This window comes from Oscillibacter sp. (genome assembly GCF_028693505.1).
Classification (GTDB): Bacteria; Bacillota; Clostridia; order Oscillospirales; family Oscillospiraceae; genus Oscillibacter.
In genome coordinates this window covers 23,887-43,157 of record NZ_JAQUVF010000013.1, presented here as the reverse complement: position 1 = coordinate 43,157, position 19,271 = coordinate 23,887, and the positions used below count along the sequence as shown (strand labels likewise).

General features: G+C 57.4%; 18 protein-coding genes. 5 read left to right on the top strand and 13 right to left on the bottom strand.

The window, feature by feature from the left end:
* The first annotated feature begins 228 nt into the window (after positions 1 to 228).
* A complete protein-coding gene (locus tag PHI30_RS05695; RefSeq protein ID WP_300025104.1) occupies positions 229 to 2,529 on the top strand; it encodes a helix-turn-helix domain-containing protein in 2,301 nt (766 codons plus the stop codon).
* A 173-nt stretch (positions 2,530 to 2,702) separates the two neighbouring features.
* Here the strand turns inward: PHI30_RS05695 and PHI30_RS05690 are convergent, their stop codons facing one another.
* Both PHI30_RS05690 and PHI30_RS05685 read right to left on the bottom strand, forming a co-directional pair.
* The gene (locus PHI30_RS05690; protein WP_300025101.1) at positions 2,703 to 3,905 is read right to left on the bottom strand and encodes a DUF2812 domain-containing protein; all 1,203 of its coding nucleotides are present in this window, start codon (positions 3,903 to 3,905) and stop codon (positions 2,703 to 2,705) included.
* Between the two features lie 19 nt (positions 3,906 to 3,924).
* Positions 3,925 to 4,266 (bottom strand): PadR family transcriptional regulator, encoded by a 342-nt coding sequence (locus PHI30_RS05685; RefSeq protein WP_300025098.1) that lies wholly within the window; start codon positions 4,264 to 4,266, stop codon positions 3,925 to 3,927.
* A gap of 183 nt (positions 4,267 to 4,449) precedes the next feature.
* Here PHI30_RS05685 and PHI30_RS05680 point away from each other — a divergent pair, with 183 nt between their 5' ends.
* The 4 genes from PHI30_RS05680 (at position 4,450) to gdhA (ending at position 7,608) form a co-directional block, all read left to right on the top strand.
* Positions 4,450 to 4,662, top strand: coding sequence for a hypothetical protein (locus PHI30_RS05680; RefSeq protein ID WP_300025166.1), 213 nt, complete (start codon positions 4,450 to 4,452; stop codon positions 4,660 to 4,662).
* Positions 4,584 to 5,201 (top strand): cell wall hydrolase, encoded by a 618-nt coding sequence (locus PHI30_RS05675; protein WP_300025162.1) that lies wholly within the window; start codon positions 4,584 to 4,586, stop codon positions 5,199 to 5,201. Before PHI30_RS05680 ends, PHI30_RS05675 begins: the two co-directional genes overlap by 79 nt.
* Positions 5,202 to 5,262: 61 nt before the next feature.
* Entirely contained in the window at positions 5,263 to 6,057 is a 795-nt protein-coding gene (locus tag PHI30_RS05670) for a TIGR04255 family protein (protein WP_300025096.1), read from the top strand.
* Between the two features lie 201 nt (positions 6,058 to 6,258).
* Positions 6,259 to 7,608, top strand: coding sequence for an NADP-specific glutamate dehydrogenase (gdhA, locus tag PHI30_RS05665; protein ID WP_300025093.1), 1,350 nt, complete (start codon positions 6,259 to 6,261; stop codon positions 7,606 to 7,608).
* 160 nt (positions 7,609 to 7,768) lie between these two features.
* On the opposite strand, the gene yihA is transcribed toward gdhA, so the two are convergent.
* The 11 genes from yihA to lepB all read right to left on the bottom strand — a co-directional run bounded on the left by yihA (position 7,769) and on the right by lepB (position 19,132).
* A complete protein-coding gene (gene yihA / locus PHI30_RS05660) occupies positions 7,769 to 8,365 on the bottom strand; it encodes a ribosome biogenesis GTP-binding protein YihA/YsxC (RefSeq protein ID WP_300025090.1) in 597 nt (198 codons plus the stop codon).
* 9 nt (positions 8,366 to 8,374) lie between these two features.
* Entirely contained in the window at positions 8,375 to 10,792 is a 2,418-nt protein-coding gene (gene lon / locus PHI30_RS05655; RefSeq protein WP_300025088.1) for an endopeptidase La, read from the bottom strand.
* Between the two features lie 68 nt (positions 10,793 to 10,860).
* Complete coding sequence (clpX, locus tag PHI30_RS05650; protein WP_300025085.1) at positions 10,861 to 12,180, bottom strand: ATP-dependent Clp protease ATP-binding subunit ClpX; 1,320 nt, start codon at positions 12,178 to 12,180, stop codon at positions 10,861 to 10,863.
* A 39-nt stretch (positions 12,181 to 12,219) separates the two neighbouring features.
* Positions 12,220 to 12,804, bottom strand: coding sequence for an ATP-dependent Clp endopeptidase proteolytic subunit ClpP (clpP, locus tag PHI30_RS05645; RefSeq protein ID WP_300025083.1), 585 nt, complete (start codon positions 12,802 to 12,804; stop codon positions 12,220 to 12,222).
* Between the two features lie 139 nt (positions 12,805 to 12,943).
* Complete coding sequence (tig, locus tag PHI30_RS05640; protein ID WP_300025081.1) at positions 12,944 to 14,338, bottom strand: trigger factor; 1,395 nt, start codon at positions 14,336 to 14,338, stop codon at positions 12,944 to 12,946.
* Positions 14,339 to 14,428: 90 nt separating this feature from the next.
* Positions 14,429 to 15,109, bottom strand: a complete 681-nt coding sequence (locus PHI30_RS05635; RefSeq protein ID WP_300025078.1) for a metallophosphoesterase — start codon at positions 15,107 to 15,109, stop codon at positions 14,429 to 14,431.
* 62 nt (positions 15,110 to 15,171) lie between these two features.
* Complete coding sequence (gene thrC, locus PHI30_RS05630; protein WP_300025075.1) at positions 15,172 to 16,659, bottom strand: threonine synthase; 1,488 nt, start codon at positions 16,657 to 16,659, stop codon at positions 15,172 to 15,174.
* A 31-nt stretch (positions 16,660 to 16,690) separates the two neighbouring features.
* On the bottom strand, positions 16,691 to 17,050 hold the full coding sequence (locus PHI30_RS05625; RefSeq protein ID WP_300025072.1) for a YraN family protein: 360 nt from the start codon (positions 17,048 to 17,050) through the stop codon (positions 16,691 to 16,693).
* Entirely contained in the window at positions 17,047 to 17,670 is a 624-nt protein-coding gene (locus PHI30_RS05620; RefSeq protein WP_300025068.1) for a ribonuclease HII, read from the bottom strand. Before PHI30_RS05620 ends, PHI30_RS05625 begins: the two co-directional genes overlap by 4 nt.
* 11 nt (positions 17,671 to 17,681) lie before the next feature.
* On the bottom strand, positions 17,682 to 18,545 hold the full coding sequence (ylqF, locus tag PHI30_RS05615) for a ribosome biogenesis GTPase YlqF (RefSeq protein ID WP_300025065.1): 864 nt from the start codon (positions 18,543 to 18,545) through the stop codon (positions 17,682 to 17,684).
* A complete protein-coding gene (gene lepB / locus PHI30_RS05610) occupies positions 18,542 to 19,132 on the bottom strand; it encodes a signal peptidase I (RefSeq protein ID WP_300025063.1) in 591 nt (196 codons plus the stop codon). Before lepB ends, ylqF begins: the two co-directional genes overlap by 4 nt.
* Between the last annotated feature and the right edge of the window lie 139 nt (positions 19,133 to 19,271).

Below are 19,271 nucleotides of genomic sequence, written 5' to 3'. Positions count from 1 at the left end.
TCAGAAAATATTTTTCATTTCATTGTGAAGAATCCGTTCAGTTTTCCACAATATTACGGTTCCCTTGATGACTTTGCCGCGCATCCCCATCGCTTTGGGCAAATAAACGTATTTTCCCGGTCACGCGGGCTGTGCCGTTGGTAAATTTGTAAAACCCTTTATTTTGTGTTACACTTGCAAAACAGGTATTTTAAATTGAACAGAAAACAGCACAACGGAGGATGCCGCATGAACCGTCGATATCTCGACACAATTAACACGATCAAACAGTTTAAATTCAAAAGTGTCTTTTTCCTCTTTTATTTACTTTTGATTTTGTTTTCCATGTTATTTATCGGAATCTTTTCTGCCTATATTTATCATATATACTTTCAAAACTTTTCAAAAACGCAGGAATTGACTTTGAACTCCTACCTGTCTCAGATCTCAGAAAAGCTGGACAACTCCCTTTACTTTTTGAACGATTCCGTGATTACCTTGTCCAGAAACGACCGCGTTGTAAATGCCATCATTGTTCCAAAGGACACTGACATTGAGCGGAACGCTCAGATCGTATCTTTCCTGCGCGCCACTGTGGAAAATTCCGCATACATTGATTACGTCTGTCTCTACGAGGCAACCAACCAGTTATTGCTTACATCGCGCTACGCGCTCCAGCCGTCAACAGACTCTTACTATACAGATGTTTTGACGTATTGTCTGGACGAAAGCAATTGGACTCTGCTCAATTACGAAAAAAATCGCTACTCCTCCGGTTTGGTTGTCTATCAGGATAAAATATTTCTGACACACGGCTTTATTTCCGGCAACGGTGCTTTTTTAGGCGTTCTGGTTGCCCAGGTGAATCGGGAACGACTATTTTCACAACTGGGACAGACTGTCGCAGATACTCCATATACCGTAGAAATTCAAACCGCGCAGAGCGACCCGCTGTTCACCAGCCGTTCACCCCTCGACTTTGGCCGCGGAAAGGTGACATTGCGGTCCGATTATTCCGAATGGAACTACATTTTGTCCTATCCTCAGCCGATGAACATTTCCGTCGGCACTTATTTCAAAAGCATTCTGCCATTTCTCCTGATTTTGTTGGCAGTCGGGCTAATTTGTTCCTTCCTGATTGCGCAGCAGTTTTATCGCCCCATCAACCAGCTATTTCTGTCGGTTTCCAGAAACCGGCCGCCGTCCAAGGGCGACGCCGCATTGTGCAAGGGCGCGGCGGGCAGTGAGGTTGAAATGCTGACCATGACTTACCGGCAAATGCAAAGCGACCAGAAGGCCGCCCAAGACTTCATCATACAGGCCCGTCCGGAGTTGGAATCAAATCTGTTGCTGGATTTAATCGCAGGAAAGGCTTCCCAGGAGGACGATCTGGAACAGCAGTTGAAAGCCATGCAAAGTTCACTGATTTCCGGCGGAACATATCAGTGTTTCATTATGAAATCCACACATACGGTCGAAAGCGGAAATCTCGTGAACTACATTTTCTTTAAGCAGGTACAATCTATTCTTCAAAAAATTATTCGCCTCGATTGGGGAATGCTGTATTTTTTACGTCCGGAAAACGACACGGATACATTTGTGCTGCAATATGCCGACGGTCTTTCCAGCACAAAAATAAACCAGATCAAAAAGCAGTTTTTATCAGATGCGCAGCGCCAGCTGCATTCTGTCAGTGAAGGAATTTTACTCTCCTGGGGAGACGTCTGTGTGACGCTGGAAAACCTTTGCCACTCTTATAGCGAGGCGAAAGAAACTCTCCGCAAAACGCTTTATTATGCGGCGGAAAACGTAGGTGAAAGCACTCCCTCTGCTTCGGGGGAGGATTCCAACGACAGTCAGGAAGCCTACTTTATCTCACAGACGGAATTGTTTTCCTCCTGTTTATGCAAACACGACTTGGTCATGGCGGAAACACTGTTGACTCAAATTTTGAAGGATGTATGTGTTTCTTCCAATGAACTCGCCTTGATACGAAAGGTCTGCGCCCGAATTCTTGATCTTCTCGTGGAACGGACATTGGACACCCCTGCGGATTCAACTGGGCGAAATCAAACAGGCAGCGCCTCTATGTTCCGGCAGTTGGACAGTCTGTCCGATCCAAAGAAAATTTATCTCTTTATGTTGGAAGAGACCTCCTGCTTACTCGATTCGATTAAGAAAGGATTAAAAAGCAGGCAACTCCGTTTGATTATACAGGCCAAAGAATATATGCAGCAAAATTACAGTGACAGCAACCTGTCCATTCGCCAGATCGCCGATGCAATCGGTATCAGCGAAACATATTTAAGCAGTATTTTTACGGAGTACACAAAAGAAAATCTGATTACCTATCTAAACACGTATCGTATTCGGATTGCAAAGGACCTTCTGATCAAGACCCGTATTATGATTAAAGAAATCGGGTATAAGGCAGGGTTTAACACTGTTCAAAATTTCAATCGCGTTTTTAAGAAGATTGTTGGAATTACCCCCGGTGATTATCGGAAACAGTATAAGCTTGCGGACGATCAGGACACAGGAGACCTTTAAACCGTATCATCGGGCAGCCGCTCGTTCCGCTTTCGCGGAACGTACTAAAGCGCAAAAGGGCGCCGCGCACAGTGTGCGCGGCGCCCTTTTTGCGCGCTTTCCTTTTTTGTCAGACCATTTTTTACTTTCAGACGGCGTTCTGCCCTTGAAAACATGTGAAGTAATATAGCTTGTCAGTGTTTGCTTTCCAGCACATTTGCCATAATCCCGTCCGCTTCCCGCAGGTTCGTGGGGCCCTCGTACTGCACAGTCAATACCCGCCGTCCCAAAACGGCCACGGCGCACTGTCCGCCAGACTTCTCCCTGCACCACCAGAATTCATCCAGCGCCGCGGAGGGCGTCCGCTCCAACGCGCCATGGGGAGAAACGCCCAAGGCGCCCGGCCGCACTGCGGACCATTCCGCCGCCAGACGCCGGGCCAGCGGCTTTGTGCGCAGTTCAAAGTAGGTGCTGTCCACCCATGCGGAAAAATCGCCGGACAGCGACAAGGTCTGCCTCACGTGGTCAATCCGTGGGGCGAGCTCGTGGACCTTCGTTCTGACGGTGAAATACTTCGGCGCACCCACGCCGCCATCCACCTCCCGCAGGTCCAGATACACGCTTCCCGCCTTTGGCTCCCCGGTTTTCCTGTCCCGTGCGTTCCAGCCGCCGGAAAGGCTGGACCCGTCGATGCTGTGCCCAGTGGAGGCAAACGGCATCACCACCAGCAGCAAAAAAATCAGCGTCGTGGCAGTCCGCGCAAGCCACAGTTGCCGTCGATAATGCTTTGGCCGCTCCAGCGGGACCCCCGCCGACAGCGAGCGCAGCAGCCTTCGCATTTGTTGTATGTCCCGCAGCCACACCACCATGCCTAGAACAATGCACAGCAGGCACAGCGCGAGCCGCCCCGGCACATCCTCCAGCGCGTCCAGCAGCGGCGTTTTACTGTGGTACCCACCCCACGCCAGTAGCGCCGCCAGCACCGCAAGCATCGTAAGGTTCACCGCCGCGCCCCGCACCATGCGCCCCTTGAGATAGCGGTAGCCCTCCCCCTGCACCACCGGGTCCGTGTCCAGTTCCGTTCCATCGGGATCGTCGCACCGCCAGACATGAAACATACCGTTCAGGACTCCAACATGGGTCCAGCCCAGCGCCGCGTACAGCTCCACTCGCTGCGCGTCCGGCGTCTCTTTCCCGCGGGAGAGGGGCTGCAGGCGGTACCGGCACGCGCAGGGCGCCTCCTGTGTGAAAACGGCCCGTCCGCCCCGAAAGCCAACAAGACGCCATCCCTCCCGGGCCATATCCTCCAGCCACGTTTCCGTGGCCACCACGTCATAAGCGCCTGCGGGGCACAGCGCCCGCAGCTCCGCTTTTTCTTCCCTCAGCGTCTCCGACATCCGCGCTCCTCCTTCTCAGTCAGTTTCCTTCTCTTCCAGCGCCTGCCTGCGCTCCGCCCGCCCGCTCGCCGTCCGCCACGCAGAGCTTTAACCGGCTTAATTCCTGCCGGAACAGGGCGCGGCCCCGATCCGTGATGGCGTAGGTCCGCTTCCGTCCCTCCACCGCCGTCTCCCGGGCGAGACCTTCCTCCTCAAATTTTGCCAGAATCGTATACAGCGTCCCCGGGCCAAGCCGCACCCGGCCCGCCGTGGTATCGTCCACATCCTGCACGATCTCCGTGCCGCACCGCTCCTGCCCCAGCAGGGACACCAGCACATAAAACATGCTCTCCGTCAGCACCTTCAAGGCTTCTCGCGCCATGTCATCCTCCCAATATCGTAAGGCGATATTACTGGTTTTACTATAATATCGTCTTACGATATTGTCAAGGCCTCTTTGCCGGTCTGGCAAGATTTTGCTGAGGCGGCAAATTTTGAGGGTTGCTTCCTCTCCTTGGTTTTTTGTATGCTAGTACGGAAACGACCACAGAAAGGAAGAAACACCATGAAACGAAAACTTCTGTGCGGTCTGCTGGCCGCCGCTTCCCTGTCTGTGTCGGCACAGGCGGCCCGGACGGTCCCCGTTCAGGTGGATGGCAAGCTGCTGCCCGGCACCGCCCGCTTGGACCAGGGCGTTACATATGCCCCCTGCGCACGCTGCTGGATACCCTCGGCGGCTGGAAAGTACGCTGGGACAGCGGGACCGGGACAGCGGTAGCCGAGGGCGGCAGCCGCCGCCTGAGGGCAGACCCCGGCACAAATACCGTCACGCTGGACGGCATGACGTACCCCGCCACCGTGTATGTAGAAAGCGGCCGGACCTTTGTCCCGCTGCGGCTGGTATCCAACCTTCTGGGCGGCGCGGCGGTGACCTCCGCCGACGCAAGCTATGACGCCGTGGAACTCTACTGGCTCTCCCGCATCATCAGCGCGGAAAGCCGGGGTGAACCGCTGGAAGGCCAGATCGCCGTGGGCAACGTGGTGCTCAACCGGGTGGACAGCACCGACTTTCCCGCAAGCATCCCCTCCGTCGTCTTTGACAAAACGGATGCGGTACAGTTTGAGCCGGTGGCAAACGGCACCGTGTACGATCTCCCCACGGACCAGTCCGTGGAGGCGGCAATGCGGGCGCTGGACGGGGAAAGCACCGTGGGCGACGCCCTTTACTTTTACGCCCCCGCCCTCTCCGGCGGCGTCTGGATCAACGAGAGCCGAACGTACTTCACCACCATCGGCTGCCACCGTTTCTACCTTTAATTGACATTTTCAAGGACGAGGTCTACAATAGAAACATCCTGTCAGCAAAGGAGCGTCACACATGCTGTTTTCTAATCAGCCCAGAGCACACTATGCCCACGCGCCGATCCACGAGGTCATTTGCCAGCTGCGCTTTCCAACGATTCTCGCCATCAACAATGTCGAGCCCGCTGATTTTCAGGAGGCTGTTCGGGAGGCGTTTCCGCAGTACGCCCGGCGGCAGGACGTCGCCGCTCCCAAAATCTCCGGTCTTGGCGGTTCGGACCCCCATGTCGAGCAGCAGCCGCCTGTTACCAACTATCACTTTCTCTCCGCGGACGGGCGCTGGAAGCTGAACCTGACCCGGGACTTTATTGCCCTTTCCACGCTGACTTATCCCGGGTGGGAGGAGTTTGCCCATCATCTTGACAAGCCGCTGGCTTCCTTTATCAAGATTTACCAACCCGCCTATTTCCAGCGCGTTGGCCTGCGTTATGTAAACATCATCTCCCGGTCGGCTCTGGGCCTTGGCAAAACGCCCTGGGCAGAGCTGATTGCTCCGGCGTACACCGGCCCTTTGCAGGAGCCTGACGTCACGGAGGAGAATTTTCTCAGCTGCGGCTGCGATCTGCTGTTCAAGCTGGATTCCAGCTGCCAGTCCAAGATCCATGCCGGCCCCGGCCGTTTGCAATCGTCCGCTCCAAACGCCCCCCAGGACCCGGAAATGAAGTTTATTTTCGACATGGACCTGTCCATGGGCGGCAATACCCCCTGCACGCTTTCCGCAGGCGCGCTGGAGACGCTGCACGCCCACGCAACCCGCATCTTTGAAGGCGCCGTTTCTCAGCGGCTTCGTTCCGCCATGGAGGGCGTCTGATTTTCGCGCACAAAATCGGTTAAACCGTCCGTGTTTTGATGGTTTAATCGATTTTTTGTTGAATTTGCAGTAAAACACCCGGAATTTCTCCTGTTGTTTTTAGGAAAATTAGATTCTGTACAAATCCAGTCAAGTTGGATATTCTTATAGGTGGGAAAATTTATCGCATTAAACACTCAAAGGAAGAAAAGGGGCACAATTATGTTAAAAAGTGAATATCTTCAGCGCGTTTATACCCAGGTCATCAAACGGGACCCTGACCAAAAGGAGTTTCTCCAGGCGGTTCTGGAGGTTCTGGAAAGTCTGGACGCCATCGTGGAAGCGCACTCCGAGTACGAGGCCAACGGAGTGATCGAGTCCTTTGTGGAGCCGGAGCGGATCATCACCTTCCGGGTGCCCTGGACGGATGATCAGGGTCAGGTGCATGTTAATCGCGGTTACCGGATTCAGTTTAACTCCGCAATCGGGCCTTACAAGGGCGGCCTGCGGTTCCATCCCTCGGTGAATCTGTCCATTTTGAAGTTCCTCGGCTTCGAGCAGGTTCTGAAAAACAGTCTCACCGGCCTTCCCATCGGCGGCGCCAAGGGCGGCAGCGACTTTGATCCCAAGGGAAAGAGTGACCGGGAGGTCATGCGCTTTTGCCAGAGCTTCATGACCGAGCTCTATCGTCACATCGGTCAGTTCACCGACGTTCCCGCCGGTGATATCGGCGTGGGCGGGCGCGAGATCGGGTATCTCTACGGTCAGTATCGCCGCCTGCGCAATACCAGCGAGGCCGGTGTGCTCACCGGCAAGGGTCTCGCCTACGGCGGGTCTCTTGCCCGCACGGAGGCCACCGGCTACGGTCTTTGCTATCTGACGCAGGAGATGCTCAAGTGCATGAAAAACGACAGCTTCTCCGGCAAGACGGTAGTGGTCTCCGGCTCCGGCAATGTGGCCATTTTCGCCTGCCAGAAAGCCACGGAGCTGGGCGGCAAGGTCGTCGCCATGAGCGATTCCAACGGTTATATCCACGATCCCAAGGGTATCCAGCTGGACGTGGTGAAGGACATCAAGCTGGGCCATCGCGGCCGGATCAAGGAATATGCCGAGCGCGTCCCCGGCAGCACCTATACCGATGGCTTCCGCGGCATCTGGACGATTCCCTGCGACATCGCCCTGCCCTGCGCCACCCAGAATGAAATTGACCAAGAAGCCGCCGAAAACATCGTCAAGGGCGGCGCGATGGCTGTGGCCGAGGGCGCCAACATGCCCACCCTCCCCGAGGCCATTCAGATCTTCCAGAAGGCCGGGATGCTGTTTGCGCCTGCAAAGGCTGCCAACGCCGGCGGTGTGGCCACCAGCGCTCTGGAGATGAGCCAGAACAGCATGCGCTACGGCTGGACGTTCCAGGAAGTGGACGCCAAGCTGCAGCAGATCATGGTGAACATCTTCCACAATATCTACAATGCCTCTGTGGAGTGCGGCGTCACCGGAGATCTGGTGGTGGGCGCCAACATCGCCGGCTTCAAGAAGGTCGTCGAAGCCATGATGGCACAGGGTTTGGTCTGATCGTTTCCCATTCTCAAAGGCCCGATCAACAGCCCCCTGCCCTTTTCAGCCTATTAAAAAAAGTCGGTCTGCGCGATATGGCGCAGACCGACTTTTTTTGTTCTGATTGTAAAGGCGTCCTCAAAAAAGATTTTCCGCTTATGGTTCACGGTGCTTTCCCTTACCTTGCGCACGCTTCGTCCAGCAGCCGGATCAGTTCCTCTCGGCCAACGCCCTTTTCCGCGGAAAAAGGCAGCAGCGTCTCCTCCGTATCCAGCTCCAGCGTCTGCCGAATCAGCGACAGCGCCGGTTCCACCTCGCTCTTTTTCAGCTTATCCAGCTTGTTGGCTACCACGATCTCCGGGCAGCCGGTCTCCCGGAACCAATTGTGCATGATGACGTCGTCCGCCGTGGGCTTATGGCGGATATCCACGATCAAAACGCCCACGGTGATGAGATTTCTCTCCTCCTGGAAATAGCTTTCCATCAGCTGACCCCACCGCTCCTTCTCCGTGCGGCTGACCTTGGCGTAGCCGTAACCGGGCAGGTCCACCAGATAAGCCTTGCGGGAGACCAGAAAGTAATTGATCTGGGTGGTTTTCCCCGGTGCCGCACCCACATAGGCCATATTCTTCCGCCCCAGCAGACGGTTAATCACAGAGGATTTTCCAACGTTGGAACGGCCCGCAAACGCAAACTGCGGAAAACCGTCCCGCAGAAACTGCTCGGGGGCGGCGGCTGAGCGGATAAACTCCGCCTTACCGAAATCTAAATTCATTCTCTCTCCTCACTGCCGCAATGCGGCGTCGCCCATTGTCTCCCGCACCACCGGCGCAAACGCGGCCACGGTGGGAAGTTCCTCCCGGGCTACCGGCGCTGCGGGTGCAAACATCTCGGCAAACACTTCGTCCACCGTCTCTACCGGAACAAACCGCAGCGCGGCCCGAACGGTCTGGTCGATCTCCTCCAGATCCCGCACGTTGTCCTTCGGAATCAGCACGGAGTGGAGGCCGTTCCGCTTTGCCGCCATGGTTTTTTCCTTCAGACCGCCGATGGGCAGCACTCTGCCCCGTAAAGTAATTTCACCTGTCATGGCGTATCCAGCCTTGATTTTTCGTTCTGTCAAGGCGGACAGCATCGCGGTGGCCATGGCAATCCCGGCGGACGGACCGTCCTTGGGCACGGCCCCCTCCGGGAAGTGGACGTGGATGTCCTTCGTCTTGTAGAAGTCCGCCTCGATACCCAGCACCGCTGCCCGGCTCCGCAGGCAGGAAAGCGCCGCCTGGGCGGATTCCTTCATCACGTCTCCCAGATTACCGGTGAGCTCCAGCTTCCCGGAGCCTTCCATCACATTGACTTCCACCTCAAGGATTTCACCGCCGGCCTCGGTCCACGCAAGACCGTTCACCACGCCGATCTCCTCCTTCTCCGTATGGAGGGCAGGGGGAAACGGCTGGCAATCCAGCAGCTTAGGGAGATCCGCTTCTGTAATGGTAATCCTCTTTACATCGCCTTTCAAAAGGCGCATATCAGTCTTGCGGCAGACGGCTCCCAGCCGGCGTTCCAGCTGGCGGACGCCGGATTCCCGGGTGTAGTCCCGGATGATGGCGCGGAGCACATCATCTCCCATGCGCAGCGCGCCCCGCTTGAGCCCGTGCTCGGTCATCTGCTTTCCCAGCAAATGCTGCCGGGCGATCTGGAGTTTTTCCTCATCGGTGTAGCTGGAAAGCTGAAGCACCTCCATCCGGTCTAGCAGGGGCCGTGGAATGGTGTCCGTCGTATTGGCGGTGGTGATGAACATAATTTTGGACAGGTCCACGGGAATTTCCAAAAAATGGTCTCGGAAGCTGTTGTTCTGCTCGCCGTCCAGCACCTCCAGCAAGGCGGAGGCCGGATCGCCCCGATAGTCGCTGCCCAGCTTATCGATCTCGTCCAGCAGCAGAAGCGGGTTCATGGAACCGCTGTGGCTGATCGCCTCAATAATGCGCCCGGGCATCGCGCCTATGTAGGTCTTGCGATGTCCGCGAATATCCGCCTCGTCCCGGACGCCGCCCAGCGAAAGGCGGGCAATCTTCCGGTTCAGCGCCTTGGCCACGGAGATGGCGATGGAGGTCTTGCCCACGCCGGGAGGGCCAACCAGACAAAGAATCTGCCCCCGTCCCTCCGGGTTCATCTGCCGGACGGCAATGGTCTCCAAAATGCGCTCCTTGACCTTTTCCAAGCCGAAATGGTCGCGCTCAAGCACCTTGCGGGCCACTTCCACGCTGACCCGCTCCTTCGTGGCGGTGTTCCACGGCATTTCCAGACAAACATCCAGATAATTGCGGATCACGGCGCCCTCGGCGCTGCCGAAGGGCTGCTTGGTCAGCTTGTTGACCTCCTTGAGAAGATGCTTTTCCGTCTCCTCATCCAGCCCCAGCGCCGCGATCTTCTGGCGGTAATCGTCAATTTCGTCATCGACATCCTCGCCCTCGCCCAGCTCATTTTGAAGGACGCGGATCTGCGTTCTTAAAATCTGATCCCGCTGGGTTCTGGCCAGCTGATCGCGGACCTTCCCTTCCAGTTCGTGCTCAAAGCCCAGCACATTCGATTCCCGGGCAAGGAAGCCGTTGAGCTTGCGCAGTCGGAGAAACGGCGCCATTTCCTCCAAAATCTCCTGTTTATCCGTGTGCCGCAGGGCAATATTCTGGGTGATAAAATCCGCCAGATACCCCACGTCGCGGCAGTCCATCACTGTGGAGACAACTTCCTCCGCAACTCCGGTGGCAAGCTCGGCATAGTCGCCAAAGAGATTCCACGTCTGGCGGAGCAGTGCCTCTGTCCGCGGGCTGGCACGAAACGCCTCGGAAGGGGTCTCCTCCTCCAGCAGCTCCACATTGGCCTGCAAAAACGGCGCCGTCTGCCAAAGGCGGCGCATACGGGCGCGCTGACGCCCCTCCACCATCACGCGGACGGAGGTCTTGGAAAGGCGCAGCACCTGACTGATATGTGATACCGTACCGATTTGGTACAGGTCTTTTTCCTCCGGCTCGTTCACGCCGATCTCCCGCTGGGTCACGAGAAAAATCTGCTGATCGGCCTCCATGGCGCGCTCCAGAGCCGTGATGGAAATGGCGCGCTCCACGTCGAAGGTCAGATTCATATGGGGAAAAACCGTCAGGCCGCGCAGGGCCAAAACGGGAATATTCAAAGTAATCGGCTCCATGGAAATTTGTTCCTTTCTTGGGTGTAAGATCAGAGGAAGGGGCGCCGTCGGCGTCCCTTCCTCTGATCTTAAGACGCCGACTTGGGAGTGGAATCGCCGTTATCCTGCTTTTCTCCCTTACCGGTGTTCAATTTCACAGAATAGTTAATCTTCTCGGGGTCCCGTTTCACAACGGGCTTTTCTTTTCCGTCCACGCAATCCCGGCTGATCGTCACCTTGGTCACGGTGGGATCGGACGGAATCTCATACATGATCTCCGTCAGGAGACCTTCCATGACGGCCCGCAGGCCCCGGGCGCCGATGTTGCGGGCAATGGCCTTATCGGCAATCGCCTCCAGCGCTTCCGGCTCAAACTCCAGTTCCACATCGTCGTATTCCAGCAGTTTTTTATACTGGCGCACCAATGCGTTCTTGGGTTCCTGCAAAATCCGCACCAAATCCTCCCGGCGCAGCGCGTCCAGCGGCGCAATCACCGGCAGACGCCCAACCAGCTCGGGAATGATGCCGAACTTCAAAATGTCATGGGGCTGGACCTCCCGCAAAATCTTGGAAAGGTCCTTATCCTTCTTTCCCTGCACATCCGCGCCGAAGCCGATGCTCTTTTGATCGAGACGATGCTCGATGATCTTGTCCAGACCCTCGAAGGCGCCGCCGCAGATGAAGAGGATATTTTTCGTGTTCAGCTGAATGAACTCCTGATGAGGGTGCTTGCGGCCGCCCTGGGGCGGCACGTTGGCAACCGTACCCTCCACAATTTTCAAAAGGGCCTGCTGCACGCCTTCGCCGGAGACGTCGCGGGTGATGGAGGTATTCTCGCTTTTCCGGGCAATCTTATCGACCTCATCCACATAGATGATGCCGTGCTCCGCCCGCTCCACGTCAAAGTCGGCGGCTTGCAGCAGACGCAGCAGAATATTTTCCACATCGTCGCCCACATATCCCGCCTCTGTCAGGGTTGTTGCATCGGCAATGGCAAACGGCACCTTCAAAATGCGGGCCAGCGTCTGGGCGAACAGCGTCTTGCCGGAGCCGGTGGGGCCCAGCATCAGAATGTTGCTCTTTTGCAGCTCCACATCCTCGCCGCCGCCGAAGAAAATACGCTTGTAATGATTGTAAACGGCCACGGACAACGCCACCTTGGCCTCATCCTGCCCAATCACATACTGGTCCAGCACCGACTTCATTTCCCGCGGGGTCGGCAATTGATCCGGCGCGTCCTCCAGTGCAAGCGTATCCTCCTCATCGAAGCCGTCGCTCAAAATGCTCATGCACAGCCGGACACACTCGTCGCAGATGCGCACACCGGGCCCTTGGATCATGCGGTGAACCTGATTTTCATGTTTTCCGCAGAAGGAACACCGCAGTGTCTTTTTGCCGTCGTCACTCATGCTTATACCTCTGTTTCCGGGAATTTCCAGATAAATTCCTTATTTTTTTCCGGTGATGATCTTATCGATCAGTCCGAATTCCTGCGCTTCCTCGGCACTCATGAAGTTGTCCCGCTCGCAGGCGGCAGTGACCTCTTCCAAGGACTTGCCGGTATTTTCCGAGAGAATCCGGTTCATACGTTTTTTGATAATTTCCAACCGCTTGAGGTGAATGGCCATATCCGTGATCTGGCCCTGGGCCCCGGCGGAGGGCTGGTGAATCATGATCTCCGCGTTGGGCAGCGCAATGCGCTTTCCCTTGGCGCCGGCAGAGAGCAAAAACGCGCCCATGCTGGCAGCCATGCCCACGCAGATGGTGGAGACGTCGCACTTGACGTACTGCATGGTGTCGTAAATCGCCATGCCGTCGGTGACAGAACCGCCGGGGCTGTTGATATACAATTGAATATCCTTATCCGGGTCCTGCGCCTCCAGATACAAAAGCTGCGCCACAACCAGACTGGCGGTGGTCGCATTGACCTCTTCACCAAGGAAAATGATGCGGTCGTTCAGCAGACGGGAAAAAATATCGTAAGAACGTTCTCCGCGATTGGTCTGCTCCACAACATAAGGGACTAAGCTCACTTTAAAAACCTCCAATCATTTGTGCTCCCGCCCCGCAAAAGGACAGGACCGCCCAATAAACCATTCTCTCATGATACCACAGGCACCATGAGAGAATGTGTCGAATCTGTAAAATGTGCCGTGGGAAAAGATTGGTGGGTTATTCGGCTTCCTTCTCCGCCTTCTTGGCAGGCTTCTTCGCCGTCTTTTTCACGCCTTCGGTTTCCCCCGCCTCGTCGTCCTTCTTAGAAGACTTCTTGGCGGCAGCCTTCTTCTCGGCCTTCACGGCAACCGCGCTGTTCACCACCGTCTCCACGGCCTTCCGGCTTACCAGCTGGTCCTTCACCTGCGGGATTTGCAGATACTTCTTCACCGTCTCAATCTCCATGCCGTACTGCTCGGCCATCTTCTGGAATTCGGCCTCCACTTCCTCGTCGGTGGCCTCGAGGTTCTCCGCCTTGATGATGGCGGCGACGGCCAGATCCGTCCGCACCTGACGGGCGGCAGGCTCCTTGGCGTCCTCGATCAGCTTGGCTTCGTCCATGCCGGTCATCTGGAGGTACTGCTCGTAGGGGATGCCCTGCTGGGAGATCTGCATTTTGAAGTTGTCAAGGAACTGATGGCACTGGGCCTCCACCATGGCGTCGGGCACCTCGGCGGTGAGTCCGGCGGCGACCTGCTCCATCAAAGCGTCCTCGAAGGCGCGGTCAGCGGCCTTCTGGCGCTCTTCGGCGATCTTCTTCTTCAGGTCTGCCTTCAGGTCCTTGAGCGTATCAAACTCGCTGACGTCCTTGGCAAACTCGTCGTCCAGCTCGGGAACTTCCTTCTCCTTCACCTCGTGGACCTTCACCTTGAACACCACGGCCTTGCCGGCCAGGTCCGCGTGATAGTCCTCCGGGAAGGTGATGTCAATTTCCTTCTCCTCGCCGGCCTTCATGCCGACGATCTGCTCCTCAAAGCCGGGAACAAAGCTGTTGGAACCCAGCTCCAGGCTGTGGTTTTCACCCTTGCCGCCATCAAAGGGCTTGCCGCCCAGGAACCCTTCAAAGTCGATCACCGCAGTGTCGCCTTCCTTGGCCTCGCGCTCCACGCTCACAAGACGGGTATTGCGGTCCGTCAGCTGCTTGAGACGCTCGTCCACATCGGCGGCGGAAACCTTCACCTCGTCCTTGGGGGCGGAAAGGCCCTTATACTCGCCCAAAGTCACCTCGGGATACACGGGTGCGGTGGCCTTGAAGGTGAATCCGTCCTTCGTGCACTCGCCCACCAGCTCCACGGAGGGATACCCCACGACCTGGAGATCCTGTTCCTTCACAGCAGCCTCATAGGCATCGGGGAACGCAACATTAATGGCCTCCTCGAAAAACACCTCTGCGCCGTACATCCCCTCAATCACCTTGCGGGGGGCCTTGCCAGGGCGGAAGCCCGGCACATTGACCTTCTTGCGCATCTTCTGATATGCCTTTTCGATTGCCGCCTCAAACTCAGCCGCACCGATCTCAATCGTCAGCGCGACCTGACTCTTTTCAAGCTTTTCGCAGTTCTTCACACTCATTATGTTAACTCCTCCGTTCATCGCTGGCTAAACGCCCATGCGAATTGATATTTTAACAGAAAAATCTAGAAAAAGCTAGCTTTTTTTCACTTAATCGCAAATTTTTTTTGGAAGAAAGCCCAAATAGTCCGCCGAGATGAGGGAAAACGCGGTTTTCCCCCGCTGCCCCTCCATTCTCCGCTTGATGGTGGGTCCGTGGAGATGCCCATAACAGCAATTGCGCACCTCGTATTTTTCCAGCATCTCCAGAATTTCCGGGCACTGATACCCCTGATAGATAGGCGGATAGTGGAGAAAGCACAGGATCGGATGCTCCCCCGCCGCCTGCAGCGAGGTCTCCAGCCGCCCCACTTCCCGGCTCAGCACCTTGACGTTGTGGGCGTCCTCCTCCAAAAACCAGCCCCGGGTCCCGCAGATGGCAAACTCCTCATAGAAGGCGCAGGTATTGTGGAGGATGTCCAGCGAGTGAATCCCCTTCTCGTCAAAAAAACGATGGAGCTTGGCCGCCGTGGTCCACCAGTAATCGTGGTTGCCCTTAATGAGCAGCTTCCGCCCGGGAAACCGGTCCAAAAAGCGGAAATCCGCCTCCGCCTCCGCAAGGTCGATGCCCCAGGACGTATCTCCCGCCAGCACCAGCGTGTCCTCCGGGCGCAGGATGCTCAGCCCCTCCTCGATGCGTGCGACGTAGTTTTCCCACGCAGGGCCGAACACCTCCATCGACTTATCGGCTGTCAGGGAGAGGTGCAGATCCCCGATTGCGTACAGGGCCATGGGACCCCTCCTTCTCCTGTTTATTTTCGTGTTTCCCCAAAAGGGGCGTTCCAGTCTCCGCGTCAGGACAGAAAGTCCAGCACCACGCGGTCCATCTCCTGCTTTTCCGCCGTGAGATCGAAGCGGCGCTCCTTGCCCCGCAGCGCCGCCAGACGCCGGGGCACCGCCACGCCGGAAACCTCGTGCAACGCGTCCAAAAGCGCCACGCCGTCGGCATCGGGCGTCTTTCCAAGGGCCTTGAGCACGTGGTTGCAGAACTTGTAGGGCGAGGCGGTGGAGGCAAAGACGGTGATCGTCTCATCCCCCGTGGCGGCGCGGTACTGCTCCAGCACGTTGGCGGCCACGGCGGTGTGGGTATCGATAAGGTAGCCGTATTTTTTGTCATACGCCGCAATGGTTTGGGCAGTTTGGGCCTCGTCGCAGAAGCCGCCCCAGTACTGCGCATCCAGCGCCGCCTTGATTTTCCCGCTCACCTCGTACCGTCCGTCCTTCGCCAGCGCCGCCATATAGCCCCGGACCTCTTCGTCATTCTCCCCGGAAAGGTCGAAGAGCAGCCGCTCCAGATTGGAGGAAACGAGGATATCCATAGAGGGACTCATGGTGGTGTGGAAGGTCCGGTTCCGGTCGTACACGCCGGTGCGCAGGAAATCCGTCAGCACGTCGTTGCGGTTGGAGGCGCAGATCAGCCTGCCCACAGGCAGCCCCATGCGCTTTGCGTAGTACGCCGCCAGAATGTCGCCGAAGTTGCCGGTGGGGACGCAGAAATTCACCTTGTCGCCCATGGCGATCTCCCCGCCCCGCAGCAAATCGCAGTACGCGGAGATGTAATACACCACCTGGGGCAGAATGCGGCCCCAGTTAATGGAGTTGGCGGAGGAGAGGAAATAGCCCCGCTCCGCCAGGGTTTGCCGCAGGGTCTCATCGGAAAAGATCCGCTTCACGCCGGACTGGGCATCGTCGAAATTGCCAACCACGGCGCATACGCCGACGTTGCCGCCCTCCTGCGTCACCATCTGGGCCTCCTGCACGGCGGAGACGCCGTTTTTGGGATAGAACACCATGATCTTGGTCTGGGGCACGTCGGCAAAGCCCTCCATAGCGGCCTTGCCGGTATCGCCGGAGGTGGCCACCAGAATGCAGGCCGTCTTTTTCTCCCCGGTCTTGCGCAATGCGGCGGAGAGCAGCTGGGGCAGCATTTGGAGGGCCATGTCCTTGAATGCGGAGGTAGGCCCGTGCCACAGCTCCAGACACTGGGTCGTCTCATCCACCCTCCGCAGCGGCGCCACGGCGGGGGTATCGAATTTTTCGGGGCCGTAGGCATTCTCCGCGAAGGTGCGCAGCTCCTCAGTCGTATAGTCCGTGAGATACAGAGACATCACCGCAGCCGCCCGCTCCTGATAGGAGACGCTTACCAAACGGCTCAGAAACGGCGCGTCGATCTGCGGGATGGTCTCGGGCGTCAGCAGCCCGCCGTCCCGGGAAAGCCCCATTTGAATGGCCTCCGCCGCGCTGATGCGCAGGGACTTGTCCCGTGTGCTGTAATATTTCATCTTCTTTTCCTCACTTTCCAGTGGTCATTCTCTATTCAAAGGCGTTTTCCAGATAGTTCACCCGGAGACTGCCGTCCTTTTCCTCGTAGACCTCCGCCACGTCGAAACGGGCGGGCGCATCCAGCTCATGGGCGGCGAGATAGGCCGATGCCGCCGATCGCAGACGGGATTGCTTGCGCGCATCCACGAATTCCCGGGGCAGCGCGATGGTGCCGGCGCTGCGGAGCTTGACCTCCACAAAGCAGATCGTTCCCCGGCGGCTTCTGGCCACCAGATCCAGCTCTCCGAACCGACAGCGCCACTGGCTTGCCAGCAGCGTGTACCCCCTTGCGCGCAGATACCGGGCCGTCTCCGCCTCGCCCCGGTCCCCGGCGGCTTTTGTGGTGCTCACGGTCGCCTTGCCTCCCATTTTTTCAGGAAGGTCACGCGGTGCGCCGGGCAGGGGCCGTACTGGTCCAGCAGTGCATAGTGCAGCTTGGTCCCGTAGCCCTTGTGCTTTGCGAACTGATACTGGGGATACTGCGCGTCCAGCTCTCCCGCCGCGTAGCGGTCCCGGCTGACCTTGGCGAGAATGGACGCCGCCGCGATGGATGCGCTTTTCCCGTCTCCGCCCACGATGGTCTCGTGGGGCGCGGAAATTTCATACCGGCTGCCGTGGTCCCGGTTTCCGTCGATGAGGCAGAGGTCCGGAGGGATGGAAAGGCCGTCGATGGCCCGCTGCATTGCCAGCATCCGGGCATTGAGAATGTCCATCTCGTCGATCTCCGCCGCCTCCACCCGGGCAACGCTCCACGCCGACGCTTCCCGGCAAATGATGTCGAACAGCGCTTCCCGCTTCTTCTCCGTCAGCTTTTTGGAGTCGTTGAGACCGGGGATGTCCGCCTCCCGAGGCAAAATGACGGCAGCGGCATACACCGGACCCGCCAACGGCCCCGCGCCCGCCTCGTCCACGCCGCAGAGGGTGGAAACGCCCCGCTCCCACTGCGCCCGTTCATAAATCCAAAGGTCCATTTCGTCCCACCTCATTCCGGCAGTTCCAGTGTAAAGTTTCCAAGCTTTCCACCGCGAAACTCATCCAGCAGAATTTTTGCCATCCGCTCCGTGTCCACACCGCCGCCGGAAACCAAAAAGCCCCGCTTTTTTCCCGCTGCTTCCAGCAGTCGAAACCCCCAGGCGATCTCATTTTCCTCCGCCTCCGGCAAAGCTGTCAGCTTATAGGCGCTCATCAGCGCCTGGGGATAGTGGGTGGCGAGATATGCCATCAGGTGGCAGCCCAGCGTCTCCACATCCAGAATGTCGTCCTTCACCGCGCCGGTAAAGGCAAGGTTCAGTCCCACGCTCTGGTCCTCAAACTTCGGCCACAGGATGCCCGGGGTGTCCAAAAGCTCCAGCCCCTTGTCGATGGGCACCCACTGCTTGGACCGGGTGACGCCGGGGCGGTCCTCCGTTCTTGCGGTCTTGCGGCCCGCCACCTGATTGATGAAGGTGGATTTCCCCACGTTCGGGATGCCGAGGATCATCACCCGCAGCACCCGGTTTTGTCCCTTTTCCGCGTAGGCGCGGATCTTATCCGCCAGCAGCTCCCGGACGGCGCCGGCAAACCGTTTGGTCCCGCTGCCGCTTTTGGCGTCGGACTCCAGCACGGCATAGCCCTGGGCGCGAAACCACGCGCTCCACTGCTCCGTGGCGGCCCGGTCGGCCTGATCCACCCGATTCAAAACCACCAGCCGGGGTTTTCCCGCCGTCAGCTCGTCCACATCCGGATTCCGGCTGGAAATGGGGATTCTGGCGTCCAGAATCTCACACACGGCGTCTACATTTTTGATCTGTTCGACGATCATCCGCCGGGTCTTGGTCATATGACCCGGATACCATTGTATATTCACGCAATCACCCCAATACGGCCAAAGCTGCGCTTTTCGGTGTCCTCGTCCTTGCCCGGGAAGGCCAAAAAGACGGCCTTTCCGATGACGTAGCGAGCGTCCACGGTGCCAAGCCGGGAGTCCCGGCTGTCGCTGGAGTGGTTGCGGTTATCGCCCATGACGAAAATGGAGCCCTCCGGCACCGTCAGCGGAAACTCCGTTCCCTCCTCCACAAAGGTCAGCTCGTTGATATAGTTCTCCTTGAGCAGCGCGCCGTCCACGTAGACGCCGCCGGTGGTAAAGTCGATATCCACCGTCTGGCCCGCCGTGGCGATGACCCGCTTTACGATCGGCTCCTCTAAAAAGGCCTCTTTGCGCAAAACCACGATGTCGCCATAGCGATAATCGCCGTACAGAAGAGAGTTGAGCACCAGCAGCCGGTCCCCATCCTGCAGCGTGGGCACCATGGAGTGTCCGTCCACTCCGATCAGCCGGATGGCGAAGGTAAACACCACCACCACCGCCAGCACGGAGCAAACCAGCGCCTGCACCCATTCGTACAGGTCCCGGCCGCCCTGCTCCCGTTCGTTTTTCTGTTCGTTTTCCTGCATGGCGCTTTTCTCCTCAAGTCTTTTTGTTAAGTTCCATTTCGTCTGCGCTTCCCCATGAATCAGCCGCAGCGCAATTTTTCGCAGATATTATAATAACCTAATGTATTATTATAACAAAAAACTCCCCGTTCCACAAGGG

Bases quoted from the DNA above. Each gene is read 5' to 3' on its own strand.
- PHI30_RS05695 (WP_300025104.1), top strand. From the start codon at position 229: ATGAACCGTCGATATCTCGACACAATTAACACGATCAAACAGTTTAAA.
- PHI30_RS05690 (WP_300025101.1), bottom strand. From the start codon at position 3,905: ATGTCGGAGACGCTGAGGGAAGAAAAAGCGGAGCTGCGGGCGCTGTGC.
- PHI30_RS05685 (WP_300025098.1), bottom strand. From the start codon at position 4,266: ATGGCGCGAGAAGCCTTGAAGGTGCTGACGGAGAGCATGTTTTATGTG.
- PHI30_RS05680 (WP_300025166.1), top strand. From the start codon at position 4,450: ATGAAACGAAAACTTCTGTGCGGTCTGCTGGCCGCCGCTTCCCTGTCT.
- PHI30_RS05670 (WP_300025096.1), top strand. From the start codon at position 5,263: ATGCTGTTTTCTAATCAGCCCAGAGCACACTATGCCCACGCGCCGATC.
- gdhA (WP_300025093.1), top strand. From the start codon at position 6,259: ATGTTAAAAAGTGAATATCTTCAGCGCGTTTATACCCAGGTCATCAAA.
- yihA (WP_300025090.1), bottom strand. From the start codon at position 8,365: ATGAATTTAGATTTCGGTAAGGCGGAGTTTATCCGCTCAGCCGCCGCC.
- lon (WP_300025088.1), bottom strand. From the start codon at position 10,792: ATGGAGCCGATTACTTTGAATATTCCCGTTTTGGCCCTGCGCGGCCTG.
- clpX (WP_300025085.1), bottom strand. From the start codon at position 12,180: ATGAGTGACGACGGCAAAAAGACACTGCGGTGTTCCTTCTGCGGAAAA.
- tig (WP_300025081.1), bottom strand. From the start codon at position 14,338: ATGAGTGTGAAGAACTGCGAAAAGCTTGAAAAGAGTCAGGTCGCGCTG.
- PHI30_RS05635 (WP_300025078.1), bottom strand. From the start codon at position 15,109: ATGGCCCTGTACGCAATCGGGGATCTGCACCTCTCCCTGACAGCCGAT.
- thrC (WP_300025075.1), bottom strand. From the start codon at position 16,659: ATGAAATATTACAGCACACGGGACAAGTCCCTGCGCATCAGCGCGGCG.
- PHI30_RS05620 (WP_300025068.1), bottom strand. From the start codon at position 17,670: ATGGACCTTTGGATTTATGAACGGGCGCAGTGGGAGCGGGGCGTTTCC.
- lepB (WP_300025063.1), bottom strand. From the start codon at position 19,132: ATGCAGGAAAACGAACAGAAAAACGAACGGGAGCAGGGCGGCCGGGAC.